This is a genomic window from Erwinia sp. MYb416 (genome assembly GCF_037479575.1).
Classification (GTDB): Bacteria; Pseudomonadota; Gammaproteobacteria; order Enterobacterales; family Enterobacteriaceae; genus Erwinia; species Erwinia rhapontici.
In genome coordinates this window covers 115240-127886 of sequence record NZ_JBBGYT010000419.1, presented here as the reverse complement: position 1 = coordinate 127886, position 12647 = coordinate 115240, and the positions used below count along the sequence as shown (strand labels likewise).

Sequence of the window (12647 nt, the reverse complement as noted above, 5' to 3'; positions counted from 1 at the left end):
AACATCGAACGGAGCATGCCTCGCCCCGTCGGTTAATCGTGCGGTGCGCGATTAACTTTGCCGCGTATGGGCGTTGGCTTCCCGCAGGTCGACCATCAGCACTTTGGAACGACGCTGATAGTTGTACATCTGTTTTTTGCTTTCCGGCAGCAGTTCGATATCCACCGGGACAAAACCACGTTCCTGGAACCAGTGAATACTGCGCGTGGTCAGCACAAACAGTTTTTTTAACCCCATCTGGCGTGCCTGTAACGCTACGCGCTCCAGCAGTGCCTCGCCGCGTGCCGAACTGCGGTAATCCGGGTGTACTGCCACGCAGGCCATTTCACCGATCTGCTCTTCGGGGAATGGATAAAGTGCAGCGCAGCCGATGGTCAGGTTATCGCGTTCAACAATCGTAAACTTATCGATTTCCATTTCCAGCTGCTCGCGCGAGCGGCGCACCAGAATGCCCTGCTGCTCCAGCGGGCGGATCAGTTCCAGAATGCCACCAATATCGTTAATCGTGGCGCGGCGGATCTGCTCGGCGCTCTCCATTACAATCTGCGTACCGATACCGTCGCGTGAGAACAGCTCCTGCAACAGGGTGCCATCTTCCTGATAGCTAATCAGGTGACTACGGCGCACGCCGCTGCGGCAGGCTTTCACGGCACCACGCAGGAAGCGCACGGTGCCGGAGTGATAATCATCGCTGGTTTCCAGTTCTTCAATACGCTTCTGCGCTTCATTAGGGAATAGCTCGGAAACAATATTGCCTTCATTGTTCGTCACGCCCTGTTCGGAACAGAAGCCGATCATTTTTTCAGCTTTCAGTTTGATCGCCAGCTGGGTGGCAACCTCTTCAGAGGTCAGGTTGAAGCTCTCTCCGGTGACCGAAACGGCGACGGGCCCCATCAGCACGATGGCACCGCTGTCCAGCTGGCGATGAATGGCTTCTTCATCGATACGACGAATACGGCCGCTGTGACAGTAGTCCACGCCGTCATCCACGCCCAGCGGCTGGGCAATAATAAAGTTGCCGCTGACCACATTAATATGTGCGCCCTGTAACGGCGTGTTATTGAGGCTCATCGACAGGCGGGCAGTGATATCCAGCTGTAAACGGCCTGCGGCCTGTTTGACCAGCTCCAGCGACTGCGCATCCGTAACGCGGGTATGTTTATGGTAGAGCGGTTCGAGGTTACGCTCGGCGAGGCTGGCATCAATTTGCGGGCGGGCGCCATACACTACGACCAGGCGGATACCCAGGCTGTGCAGCAGGCCGATATCATTGACGATGCTTGAGAAGTTCTCATGCTCGATGGCTTCACCACCCAGCATAATGACAAACGTTTTACCACGATGGGCGTTGATATAGGGAACTGTATGGCGGAATCCCTGGACCAGCTCGGTACTACGTTCCTTCACGGCAAACCCTCTTTGAATTATTATTCGGTAAAAGTGTATTTTTATTCTTTTATCACTCCGGGTGCAAGTGGCATTTATCCTTACTTATCACCTGCTACCGCATTTCTCTGTGGCTAATGCCCTGCATTTATTCGCTTTTTTTGGGTGACACTGCCTGGTGGATTCGTTAAAGTTTTTGCAAAATTTTTGTTATTGGCTTTTTATTAAACACAGCAACGCATCAGGAGTGGCATGACCGATTCAACCTCACTTAACCGGCGGCGGTTATTACAAGGGGCAGGCGCAGCCTGGTTACTCAGCATCAGCCGTGTCGGCATGGCCGCCAGCGGCCATGTGGTCGCGATCCGCCTCTGGCCTTCTTCTACTTATTCACGTCTGACCATTGAGTCCAACACGCCGCTTAAGTATAAGCAGTTTGCCCTCAGCAATCCCGATCGCGTGGTCGTGGATATCGATAATATCCGGCTGAATTCGGCGCTGAATAGCGTGGGCAATCTGGTCCGTCAGGACGATCCCTATATTAAAAATGCGCGTGTCGGCCAGTTCGACCAAAACACCGTCCGGCTGGTGCTGGAGCTAAAGCAAAACGTTGCGCCGCGTATTTTTACGCTCGATCCGGTTGCCGGGATCAAAAATCGTCTGGTACTGGATCTCTATCCGGTGCAAACACAACAGCACAATGATGATCCGCTACTGGCATTGCTGGAAGATTACAACAAGGGCGATCTCGAACGCAGCCAGCCAGCGGCCGCACCGCTTCCCGGTAAGGCGGGTCGGGATCGTCCCATTGTCATCATGATCGATCCCGGCCACGGCGGTGAAGACTCCGGGGCCGTTGGTAAGCATAAAACGCGCGAGAAAGATGTGGTGCTGAAGATTGGCCGACGGCTGAAGGCCCTGATCGATAAGCAGCCGAACATGCGTGCCTATATGACGCGCAATGAGGATGTCTTTATTCCCCTGAAAGTGCGTGTGGCGAAAGCGCGCAAGCAGCGTGCCGACCTGTTTATCTCGATTCATGCTGATGCATTTACCAGCCGTGCGGCACGCGGGTCATCGGTGTTTGCGCTGTCGACGAAAGGGGCAACCAGTACCGCTGCCCGTTTTCTGGCACAGACGCAGAATGAATCCGATCTGATTGGGGGCGTTAGCAGAAGCGGCGACCGTTACCTTGACCACACCATGTTCGATATGGTGCAGAGCCTGACGATTAACGACAGTCTGAAGTTTGGCAAAGAGGTGTTGTCGCGCATGGGGAAAATTAACCATCTGCATAAGCGGACGGTGGATCAGGCAGGCTTTGCGGTACTGAAAGCACCGGATATCCCTTCGATTCTGGTAGAAACGGCCTTTATCAGCAATATCGAAGAGGAACGTAAATTACGCACCACACGTTTTCAGCATCAGGTGGCGGATTCCATTCTGGCAGGGATTAAAGCGTATTTTGCTAACGGTGCGCCGCTGGCACTGCATAAATAGTCAACGGGCGGAAAGGATTCCGCTGTGATTCAGCAAGAGGGGGACAAACGACAGATACAAAAAAACACCCTTAAGGGTGTTTAATTGGTTGCGGGAGCCGGATTTGAACCGACGACCTTCGGGTTATGAGCCCGACGAGCTACCAGGCTGCTCCATCCCGCGTCCGCGTGGTTTGTCGCTTCCATCACGACAACTATCTTCTTTACTGCTTAACTCAATCTTACAGACTTCAGTTAATTGGTTGCGGGAGCCGGATTTGAACCGACGACCTTCGGGTTATGAGCCCGACGAGCTACCAGGCTGCTCCATCCCGCGTCCGTGGTTGCGCACTATACGCCTGATGGGTTTTCTTGCAACCCCTTTTTGCAGATAAGTGGCTAAAATCGTGGTTGTGATGGATTTTTACGCTCAGATGCTGGAATGTTGCACAAATGCCTCAGGTCTTTTTCAGAAGGCGCATTTAATTATGGCGGTGCCTTTGCTATCTTCGCGCAGGGTTCCCGTATAAAGGTAAAGAAGGCATGAAAGCAGGTTGGGCAAAATATCTGGTGACCGGCACGCTGCTGGCGCTGCTGGCGGGGTGTTCGTCGAAACCCACCGATCGTGGGCAACAGTATAAGGATGGGACACTGAATCAACCGCTGGCGCTGGTCAATCAGCCCAACGCGAAGGGGCGCCCGGTGAATGGCAAAGACTTTGCCGACCAGGTTTCTCAAATCCGTTTTTCCTCTGCGGGCATGTATTCGCGTCAGTCCGGCACCTATAGCGCCATCGAGAGCTGGCTGATGGCCGGGGGCGATACTCGTCAGTTGCGCCAGTTCGGTCTGGATGCATATCAGATGGAAGGCACCGACAATTATGGCAACGTTCAGTTTACCGGTTACTACACCCCGGTGATTCAGGCGCGTTACACCCGCCAGGGTGAATTCCAGTATCCTTTATACCGTATGCCACCGCGTAGTAAGGGCAGGAAGCTGCCAAGCCGGGCGGAAATCTACAGTGGTGCGCTGGATGAACGCTTTATCGCGGGCTACAGCAATTCGCTGATGGATAACTTTATTATGGATGTGCAGGGCAGCGGCTATGTTGACTACGGGGATGGGCGTCCGCTGACGTTCTTCGGCTACGGTGGTAAGAATGGCCATCCTTATCGCAGTATCGGTAAAGTTCTGATCGACCGCGGTGAAGTGAAGCGCGAAGACATGTCGATGCAGGCTATCCGTCAGTGGGGCGAAACGCACAGCCCGGCTGAGGTGCGCGAACTGCTGGAGCAGAACCCTTCCTTTGTCTTCTTTAAACCTGAGAACTTTGCGCCCGTGCGTGGTGCCAGCGCGGTGCCGCTGGTGGCAAAAGCTTCGGTCGCGGCTGACCGTGCGTTGATCCCACCGGGTACTGCGCTGCTGGCAGAGATTCCGTTGCTGGATAACAACGGTAAATTTACCGGCAAATATGAGATGCGTATAATGGTGTCGCTGGATGTAGGGGGGGCCATTAAAGGGCAGCACTTCGACATATACCAGGGAATCGGCCCCGATGCCGGGCATATGGCGGGCTGGTTTAACCATTATGGCCGCGTCTGGGTGCTGAAAAATGCCCCAGGGGCCGGCGCACCGATATTCTCTTCTGCACAGAATAGTTCTTCTCAGAGTGGTTTACTGGTCAGTCAGTAAATCCACAGCGGGCGGCGAAGGCGGCCCGCTGTGTTTGGATAGGTTTCGAGGAATAACAGATGATGGTTCTTTCAGATGCCTGGCGGCAACGCTTTGGCGGAACGGCGCGCCTCTATGGCCAGTCTGCGCTTCAGCTCTTTGCGGATGCGCATGTCTGTGTAGTGGGCATTGGTGGGGTTGGTTCGTGGGCGGCGGAAGCATTGGTACGTACCGGCATCGGTGCGATCACATTGATCGATATGGACGACGTCTGCGTCACCAACACCAATCGTCAGGTTCACGCGCTGAAAGAGAATGTTGGCCGGGCGAAAACCGAGGTGATGGCTGAACGTCTGCTGGCGATCAATCCGGAATGCCGGGTGACCTGTGTTGACGACTTCATTACACCAGAGAATACGGCGGAGCTGATTGGGAAGGACTTCAGTTATGTGGTTGATGCCATTGATAGCGTGCGACCCAAAGCAGCGCTGCTGTCATGGTGTCGGCGTAATAAAGTGCCGCTGGTGACCACCGGGGGCGCAGGTGGGCAGATTGATCCCACACAGATCCAGGTGGCCGATCTGGCAAAAACCATTCAGGATCCGCTGGCGGCGAAATTGCGCGAGCGGCTCAAAAGTGATTTCAATATCGTCAGAAACAGCAAAGGTAAGTTGGGAATCGACTGCGTGTTTTCCACCGAGGCGTTGATGTATCCGCAGCCGGATGGCTCGGTATGTGCGTCGCGCAGCACCGCAGAAGGCCCGAAGCGTATGGACTGTGCGGCAGGGTTTGGTGCTGCAACGATGGTCACCGCCACCTTTGGTTTTGTCGCGGTATCCCATGTGCTGAAGAAAATGATGGCAAAAGCAGCGCGTCAGGCATAAATAGCGTAGAGGCTGATCTTCTGTTTCGGTCAGCCTTTTATTGCACGGGTCGATCGAAAAAATGATCGACCCGACGGTTACAAGCAGCCGTATTATTCATTCACCGCCCGCATCACGGCATCGGCCATCGCCTGCAATCCGGCGCTGCGTGAGGCGCTCAGCTGTTCTTTTAATCCCAACTGCTCAAATAGCGCCAGCGGATCGTCCTGTTGTAACTGTGTCGCTGTTTTACCTTCTACAGCCGTCAGCAGTACGGCCAACAGCCCGCGCACAATACGTCCCTCGCTCTCGCCAAAGAAATGCAGACGCCCGTCAGCCATCAGCTGATGCCCCAGCCAGACGCGATTTTCACATCCGGTCAGCTCAATATCAGCACTTCTCAGTTCATCGGGCAGGGCGGGCAACTGTTTGCCCAGCAGGATCAGCTGGCGGTAACGCTCCTCCCACTGCCTGAAATGGGAAAACTGCGCCCGCAGTGTGTCCGGAGTAATCAGTGTGCCAAAGGGATGCGAAGCGATAAGCGGTAAACTCATGATTAATCTGCCAGTAGTGTCAGGGCGGTGGTCATGGCCGCGACCAGCGCGTCCACATCTTCAACGGTATTATAAGGGGCGAAGGAGGCACGTAATGTCCCGCTGACGCCCAGGGCGGCCAGCAACGGCTGGGCGCAGTGCTGCCCGGCGCGCACGGCAATGCCGCTTTCGGCCAGTAGCATCACGACGTCACTGTGATGGATACCCGTAATATCAAATGCCAGCAGGCTGGAGTGGCTGGCGCGATAGCTGCGGAAACCGGGCAGTGCCGACAGACGTTGTTCGGCCTGTGTCGCCAGTTCACAACTCCAGCGCTCGGCGGCAGCTACATCGATGTGGCTTAACCACTCCAGCGCAGCACTCAGGCCAATGACGCCAGCCACATTAGGGGTGCCGGCTTCAAAGCACCACGGGACGGGTTGCGGGGTAAATCCCTCGAAGGTCACGCTGCTTATCATCTTGCCGCCCCCCTGCCAGGGCACCATTTCTGCCAGGCGTTCGGCTTTGCCATACAGCGCACCAATGCCCATCGGGCCGTACAGCTTATGTGCCGAAAAAGCATAAAAATCAATATCCAGTGCCTGTACATCCGGAGGGCAGTGCACCACGCCCTGGGCGCCATCGACCATCACTTTTGCACCACAGCCATGCGCAAGGCTGATGATCCGTTGCAGGTCAGGGCAACCGCCAGTGACGTTAGACATTTGCCCCACGGCCACCAGACGTGTGCGTGCATTCAGCAGTGCCGGGAGCAGATCGGGGTCTGGCAGGCGGTTTTTACCAATCGACCATTTGACGACGCGGGCACCCGTCTGTTCTGCCACCATCAGCCAGGGCACCAGATTAGCGTGGTGTTCCGCTTCGCTGACCACGATCTCATCCCCCGCTTGCAGGCGCGGGCGCAGCCAACTTTGTGCCACCAGATTGATCGCTTCAGTGGTGCCTTTGGTCCAGACAATATTGTGGCTGCTGGCGGCATTCAGCAGGTGTGCCACCTGTGCGCGGGCCTGTTCATAACGTTCGGTCAGGCGCTGTGCGGCAGCAAACTGGCTACGATGGACCGTACCCGCACTCAGGCGATAAAACTGTTCCGTGGCATCAATCACCGCCTGCGGTTTCAGCGCGGTGGCTGCGCTGTCGAGATAGCAGGTGGCATCGTTGAGTGCGGGGAACTGCTGGCGAAAGTGCCGCGGGTTAAATGACGTCATACTTTTTACGCGTTCCTCTGGGATGGTTCGTGCCTTTTTAGGACCAGACTGAAAGAGATGTGGTTTTCTGGCAAAGCTGAAAAAGCGCGTTATGCTGAATTATGACTGTTTATAGTGTTTACCCGCAAATAGAAGCGCTGTCTTAGTAGGATGTTAAACCCTTTTCTATTGTTATTTTGACAGCTCATCGGGTACTTCTTCTCATCACGGAGATATAAAAATGAAAAAGCTCGCCGCTGTGATCGCAGCCTGCACCATGACATTAGCTCTGGCTGGTTGTTCAAGCAATTATGTGATGCATACCAATGACGGCCGGACTATCGTTGCCGAGGGCAAACCTATGGTAGACGATGATACCGGGATGATCAGCTATAAAGATGCCAATGGGTCAAAACAGCAGATTAACCGCTCTGATGTCAAAGAGATGGTTGAGATGGGCCAGTAAAACGCAGGCAAAAAAAAGCACCGCCACAGGCGGTGCTATTAACAATCAATATGGACAGACAGGGTAAATCTACAGGAATAAAAGGTAGCCAGGCTACCAGACCTGAAAATCGTCAGGTCAAATGCAAACACAACATCACGACACAAGCCAAAAGCCCCTCAAAATTCCGCGCGTTAGCACCAAATTTCAAAACACTTTTCGTTCCGGCTCAGGAAGTGGCGCAACTATAGGTATTTGCTGGCAGTTCCTCAACGGACAATTTATAATGCCTCGGATAAAAAAAACTAATACGTAACTCTGTGTAACAGAGCAACGCCCGGCCTTGATGAAAAGTACCCATCTATCATGTCTAAACGTTTACCACCTTTGAATGCGCTGCGGGTTTTTGACGCTGCTGCGCGTCATCTCAGTTTTACCCGAGCGGCAGAAGAACTGTTTGTGACTCAGGCCGCTGTCAGTCATCAAATCAAGTCACTGGAAGACTTTCTGGGCCTTAAGCTGTTCCGTAGACGTAATCGATCTTTGCTGCTGACGGAAGAAGGGCAAAGCTATTACCTCGATATTAAAGAAATTTTCACCGCGCTGAATGATGCCACGCGCAAGCTACAGGCCCGCAGTGCAAAAGGCGCACTGACGGTCAGTTTGCTGCCGAGTTTTGCCATTCAATGGCTGGTGCCAAGACTGACCAGCTTTAACTCAGCTTATCCGGGAATCGATGTTCGTATCCAGGCCGTGGACCGCGATGAAGAGAAACTGGCCGATGATGTGGACGTGGCGATTTTCTACGGACGCGGTAACTGGCCGGGATTGCGGGTGGAAAAACTCTATGCGGAATACCTGCTGCCGGTCTGTTCACCGCTGCTGTTAACGGGCGAGCGCCCGTTGACATCGCCTGCGGCACTGGCAGGCCATACTTTACTGCATGATGCATCACGCCGTGACTGGCAGGCGTATACCCGCCAACTGGGGCTGAACAGTATTAATGTTCAGCAGGGGCCGATTTTCAGCCACAGTGCCATGGTGCTCCAGGCGGCAATCCATGGACAAGGCGTTGCACTGGCTAATAACGTGATGGCGCAGAGCGAGATTGAAGCGGGCAGGTTAGTGTGCCCGTTTAATGATGTATTAGTCAGTAAAAATGCTTTTTATCTGGTTTGTCATGACAGTCAGGCAGAACTGGGTAAAATAGCCGCCTTCCGTCAGTGGATTCTGGCAAAAGCGGCCAGCGAACAAGAAAAATTTCGCTTTCGCTACGAACACTGACCGTGATGCCTTCGCCGCCGAGCGGCAGGGGTAATGAATAAAGAGACAGGGAGGGGCCTCCCTGTCCGGATAGAGGATGGTGTCATGTCCAGTCGTGCAATGCTGATTTTCTCCGCCATCAGTGGATTCTTCTACGTGATGCTGGGGGCATTTGGTGCCCACGTGTTAAGCAAGTCGCTGGGAAGCGCAGAGATGGCCTGGATTAAAACCGGGCTGGAGTATCAGGCGTTTCACACCCTGGCGATACTCGGTATGGCAGCAGCGATGCTGCGCCGTGCAAATATCTGGTTTTACTGGAGCAGCGCATTTTTAGCGCTGGGTACGGTATTGTTCAGCGGCAGCCTTTACTGCCTGGCGCTGTCCCACCTGAAGTTATGGGTTTATATCACCCCGATTGGCGGCACTGGCTTCCTGATCGGGTGGGTTCTGATGTTGGTTGGCGCGCTGCGTCTGAAAAAAAGGGCAGATCGCCATGAATAAAATTTTGCTGTATTGCCGTCAGGGTTTTGAGAAAGAGTGTGCGGCCGAAATTACCGCCAAAGCCGCTGAACGCGAAGTGTATGGCTTCGCCCGCGTGAAAGATGACTCTGCCTACGTGCTGTTTGAGTGCTATCAGCAGGGTGAAGCAGAAAAGTTGCTCAATGAGCTGCCGTTTAGCGAACTGATTTTCTCCCGCCAGATGATCGTGGTGGGTGAACTGCTGCGTGACCTGCCCACCGAGGATCGCATCTCACCTGTCGCGGGGATGCTGACCGGAGTGGTAGAGAAGGGCGGCGATCTGCGTGTTGAAGTGCCGGACACCAATGCCAGCAAAGAGCTGCTGAAGTTCTGCCGTAAGTTTACCGTCCCGCTGCGTGCCAGCCTGCGTAAAGAAGGCATTCTGCTTAACTACGAAAGCAATAAGCGCCCGGTGGTTCACGTGTTCTTTATCGCTTCTGGCTGCTGTTATGTAGGGTATTCCCTGCCGCAGAATAATTCCGCGCTGTTTATGGGCATTCCGCGCCTGAAGTTCCCTTCCGATGCACCAAGCCGTTCCACGCTCAAGCTGGAAGAGGCTTTCCATGTCTTTATTCCTGCCGATGAGTGGGATGAGCGCCTGGCCAGCGGGATGTGGGCAGTGGATCTGGGGGCCTGTCCTGGCGGCTGGACCTATCAGCTTGTGCAGCGCAGCATGATGGTTAACGCGGTAGATAACGGTCCGATGGCACCGAGCCTGATGGATACCGGGCAGGTGTTCCATCAGCGTGAAGACGGCTTCAAATATCGCCCAACGCGTAGCAATAACTATTGGGTGGTCTGCGACATGGTAGAAAAACCGGTGCGTGTGGCAAATCTGATGGCGGACTGGCTGGTGAATGGCTGGTGTCGTGAGGCGATCTTTAACCTTAAGCTGCCGATGAAAAAACGCTATGAAGAGGTCTCGCAGAACCTGGCGATGATCGATGAAAAGCTGAAAGAAAATGGCATTAATGCACAGATTCAGGCGCGTCAGCTTTATCACGATCGTGAAGAAGTAACGGTACATATCCGCCGCATCTGGAGCGCTGCGCCGGGCCGCCGCGACGAAAAATAATCCAGAATGTAGGGGCGAGGCATGCCTCGCCCGTTGTTAAACGAGCCCGACCCTACGGCAAACGCAGATCCTTCAGATTCCCTTCCAGCACTAAATCCGTTTTAAGCGTTGCCACCTGCTGACAGATTTCCGCCATCTGCTGATGTTCGGCCAGTTTTTTGCGCCATTTTTCCGGCACGCGATCCAACTGCTGATAAATCTGCGCCAGACTGCCGAACTGTTGCAGTAGCTGGCTGGCACTTTTGGCCCCAATGCCCGCAACGCCGGGAATTTTGCTGCTGCTGATCCCCGCCAGCCCCCAGTAATCGGTCAGCTGTGCCGGAGCCACGCCAAATTCTGCGGCAATAAAGGGCACATCCAGCCAGCGTTTCTGGAAATAATCACGAATTTGGATAGTCGGTGCCAGCAACTGGCAGTAGCCTTTGTCGGTCGACACAATCGTCGCCTGATGGCCTGCGGAGGCGACCTTGCTGGCCAGCGTTGCGGCCAGATCGTCAGCTTCATCGCCTTTTGAGTGCCAGCTGGTTACACCAATACTGGCAAAGGCAGCCCGGAGCAACGGCATTTCGTCACGCAGGGAATCCGGCATCGGTGAACGTCCCGCTTTGTAATCAGGCAGGATCTGATGGCGCCAGCTGTCGCTGCGATCATCATCATCAAAAACGGCCACGGCGTGCGTTGGGCGTGTGTGGAGCAACAATTGTTGCAGGGCATTCAGGCAGGTTTCCTGGCAAGGGGAGCCCTGAACCGCATGAATGCGCCGAATCAGATTCAGCGCATCGATAATTAACAGATGTATCATCAGATAACCCTGAGCGGCCCGCAGGCCGCTCTTTACTTAATGATTTCGTAACAGGGGATATACGCGCTGCCCGGCAGCTTCATACGGTGCTGCGCGACAAATCCTTGCAGCAGATCATCCATGCGACGCATGATTTCCGGGTCACCGTGCAGTTTGTACGGCCCTTTCTCTTTGATGGCCTTGATGCCCACATCTTTCACGTTACCGGCCACGATGCCGGAGAACGCCCGGCGCAGTGCAGCTGCCAGCTGTTCGGCAGGCTGTTCGGGAGACAGATTGAGGTTTGCCATATTTTCATGGCTTGGCATAAACGGCATTTGCAGGTCGGGCGCAATGCGTAGTGCCCAGTTGAAGCTGTAAGCATCACCGGTTTCGCGGCGATACTCTTTCACTTTCGGCATCGCTTTTTTCATCAGACGTGCCACTTCGGCCGCATCATCAATAATGATGGTGTAGTGCTTGCGTGCTTCATCCCCCAGGGTACTGACAATAAACTCATCCAGCACGCGGAAGTAGTCGGCACTCTCTTTTGGTCCGGTGAGGATCAGCGGCAGAACCTGGTCATGGTTGTGTGGGTTCATCAGGATACCCAGCAGATAAAGCAGCTCTTCGGCTGTTCCGACCCCGCCGGGGAAGATGATAATGCCGTGGGCGATACGCACAAACGCTTCCAGGCGTTTTTCGATATCGGGCATGATGATCAGTTCATTCACCAGTGGGTTAGGCGGTTCGGCAGCAATGATCGAGGGTTCGGTCAGACCGATGAAACGGCTATCTCTGTAGCGCTGCTGGGCATGGCCCACCGCCGCCCCTTTCATCGGTGCTTCCATTACACCCGGCCCGCAGCCGGTGCAAATATTCAGTTCACGTAAGCCAAGCTGGGAGCCAACATTGCGGCAGTATTGGTATTCAACGGCGTTGATTGAGTGACCACCCCAGCACACCACGGTATTGGGCTCTTCCCCCACGTGCAGCGCACGCGCGTTACGCAGGATAGAGAAGACCAGGTTGGTGATATGAACGGGATCTTCCGCTTTCAACTGCTGGAAGCGCCCGGCGTTATCGATCTGGCCGTTGAGGAACAAGATGTCGCGCAGAACGGCAAACAGGTTAGCCTGAAGCGCACGAATAATTCGCCCGTCAACAAATGCCTCTTCTGGCGGGTTGATCAGTTCCAGTTTGACGCCGCGCTCACGGCGCAGCACGTTAATATCAAAGCTTTCGAAGCGGGAAAGCAGTTCGTGGCTACTGTCGGTTTGACTGCCTGAATTCAGCACGGCAAGTGAGCAGTTACGGAATAACTGGTAGAGGTCGCTGCTGGCCGTGCGCTTCAGCATATCGACTTCGAGCTGTGAAAGCAGGTCCATTGAGCCGAGAGGGCTGACATGTGTAATCAAGTGAACT

General features: G+C 54.4%; 12 protein-coding genes and 2 tRNA genes. 7 read left to right on the top strand and 7 right to left on the bottom strand.

Annotation, left to right across the window (positions count from 1 at the left end):
* Positions 1-51 precede the first annotated feature (51 nt).
* Positions 52-1407 (bottom strand): amino-acid N-acetyltransferase, encoded by a 1356-nt coding sequence (argA, locus tag WH277_RS06285; RefSeq protein ID WP_159337930.1) that lies wholly within the window; start codon positions 1405-1407, stop codon positions 52-54.
* Between the two features lie 231 nt (positions 1408-1638).
* Between argA and amiC the strand changes: the two genes are divergently transcribed.
* Positions 1639-2886 carry an N-acetylmuramoyl-L-alanine amidase AmiC gene (gene amiC, locus WH277_RS06280; protein WP_133846069.1) on the top strand — a complete coding sequence of 416 codons (1248 nt, stop codon included), beginning with the start codon at positions 1639-1641 and terminating at the stop codon, positions 2884-2886.
* A gap of 85 nt (positions 2887-2971) precedes the next feature.
* Here the strand turns inward: amiC and WH277_RS06275 are convergent.
* Both WH277_RS06275 and WH277_RS06270 read right to left on the bottom strand, forming a co-directional pair.
* Positions 2972-3048 (bottom strand) — tRNA-Met (locus tag WH277_RS06275).
* A 76-nt stretch (positions 3049-3124) separates the two neighbouring features.
* Positions 3125-3201: transfer RNA gene (locus tag WH277_RS06270), tRNA-Met, on the bottom strand.
* 206 nt (positions 3202-3407) lie between these two features.
* Here WH277_RS06270 and mltA point away from each other — a divergent pair.
* On the top strand, positions 3408-4556 hold the full coding sequence (gene mltA / locus WH277_RS06265) for a murein transglycosylase A (protein ID WP_167863290.1): 1149 nt from the start codon (positions 3408-3410) through the stop codon (positions 4554-4556).
* Between the two features lie 62 nt (positions 4557-4618).
* Positions 4619-5419: a tRNA cyclic N6-threonylcarbamoyladenosine(37) synthase TcdA gene (tcdA, locus tag WH277_RS06260; protein ID WP_171149576.1), complete on the top strand. Its 801-nt coding sequence runs from the start codon at positions 4619-4621 to the stop codon at positions 5417-5419.
* A 92-nt stretch (positions 5420-5511) separates the two neighbouring features.
* On the opposite strand, the gene csdE is transcribed toward tcdA, so the two are convergent.
* Both csdE and csdA read right to left on the bottom strand, forming a co-directional pair.
* Positions 5512-5952, bottom strand: coding sequence for a cysteine desulfurase sulfur acceptor subunit CsdE (gene csdE, locus WH277_RS06255; RefSeq protein WP_159337932.1), 441 nt, complete (start codon positions 5950-5952; stop codon positions 5512-5514).
* 2 nt (positions 5953-5954) lie between these two features.
* The gene (gene csdA, locus WH277_RS06250; protein ID WP_339505006.1) at positions 5955-7160 is read right to left on the bottom strand and encodes a cysteine desulfurase CsdA; all 1206 of its coding nucleotides are present in this window, start codon (positions 7158-7160) and stop codon (positions 5955-5957) included.
* 220 nt (positions 7161-7380) lie between these two features.
* Between csdA and WH277_RS06245 the strand changes: the two genes are divergently transcribed.
* The 4 genes from WH277_RS06245 (at position 7381) to rlmM (ending at position 10441) form a co-directional block, all read left to right on the top strand.
* Positions 7381-7605 (top strand): YgdI/YgdR family lipoprotein, encoded by a 225-nt coding sequence (locus WH277_RS06245; RefSeq protein ID WP_133846064.1) that lies wholly within the window; start codon positions 7381-7383, stop codon positions 7603-7605.
* A 345-nt stretch (positions 7606-7950) separates the two neighbouring features.
* Positions 7951-8868 carry a glycine cleavage system transcriptional regulator GcvA gene (gene gcvA / locus WH277_RS06240; RefSeq protein WP_133846063.1) on the top strand — a complete coding sequence of 306 codons (918 nt, stop codon included), beginning with the start codon at positions 7951-7953 and terminating at the stop codon, positions 8866-8868.
* Between the two features lie 84 nt (positions 8869-8952).
* Positions 8953-9348, top strand: a complete 396-nt coding sequence (locus WH277_RS06235) for a DUF423 domain-containing protein (protein ID WP_133846062.1) — start codon at positions 8953-8955, stop codon at positions 9346-9348.
* Positions 9341-10441 carry a 23S rRNA (cytidine(2498)-2'-O)-methyltransferase RlmM gene (gene rlmM / locus WH277_RS06230; protein ID WP_133846061.1) on the top strand — a complete coding sequence of 367 codons (1101 nt, stop codon included), beginning with the start codon at positions 9341-9343 and terminating at the stop codon, positions 10439-10441. The genes WH277_RS06235 and rlmM overlap by 8 nt, the downstream gene beginning before the upstream one ends.
* A gap of 52 nt (positions 10442-10493) precedes the next feature.
* Here the strand turns inward: rlmM and xni are convergent, their stop codons facing one another.
* Together xni and ppnN are read right to left on the bottom strand one after the other, a co-directional pair.
* Positions 10494-11243 carry a flap endonuclease Xni gene (gene xni, locus WH277_RS06225; RefSeq protein WP_339505003.1) on the bottom strand — a complete coding sequence of 250 codons (750 nt, stop codon included), beginning with the start codon at positions 11241-11243 and terminating at the stop codon, positions 10494-10496.
* A 32-nt stretch (positions 11244-11275) separates the two neighbouring features.
* Positions 11276-12640: a nucleotide 5'-monophosphate nucleosidase PpnN gene (gene ppnN, locus WH277_RS06220; protein WP_159337935.1), complete on the bottom strand. Its 1365-nt coding sequence runs from the start codon at positions 12638-12640 to the stop codon at positions 11276-11278.
* Between the last annotated feature and the right edge of the window lie 7 nt (positions 12641-12647).

Excerpts from the sequence above, each read along its gene's own strand:
- tcdA (WP_171149576.1), top strand. The coding sequence starts at position 4,619 with ATGGTTCTTTCAGATGCCTGGCGGCAACGCTTTGGCGGAACGGCGCGC.
- WH277_RS06245 (WP_133846064.1), top strand. The coding sequence starts at position 7,381 with ATGAAAAAGCTCGCCGCTGTGATCGCAGCCTGCACCATGACATTAGCT.
- csdE (WP_159337932.1), bottom strand. The coding sequence starts at position 5,952 with ATGAGTTTACCGCTTATCGCTTCGCATCCCTTTGGCACACTGATTACT.
- rlmM (WP_133846061.1), top strand. The coding sequence starts at position 9,341 with ATGAATAAAATTTTGCTGTATTGCCGTCAGGGTTTTGAGAAAGAGTGT.
- amiC (WP_133846069.1), top strand. The coding sequence starts at position 1,639 with ATGACCGATTCAACCTCACTTAACCGGCGGCGGTTATTACAAGGGGCA.
- csdA (WP_339505006.1), bottom strand. The coding sequence starts at position 7,160 with ATGACGTCATTTAACCCGCGGCACTTTCGCCAGCAGTTCCCCGCACTC.
- xni (WP_339505003.1), bottom strand. The coding sequence starts at position 11,243 with ATGATACATCTGTTAATTATCGATGCGCTGAATCTGATTCGGCGCATT.
- WH277_RS06235 (WP_133846062.1), top strand. The coding sequence starts at position 8,953 with ATGTCCAGTCGTGCAATGCTGATTTTCTCCGCCATCAGTGGATTCTTC.
- mltA (WP_167863290.1), top strand. The coding sequence starts at position 3,408 with ATGAAAGCAGGTTGGGCAAAATATCTGGTGACCGGCACGCTGCTGGCG.
- gcvA (WP_133846063.1), top strand. The coding sequence starts at position 7,951 with ATGTCTAAACGTTTACCACCTTTGAATGCGCTGCGGGTTTTTGACGCT.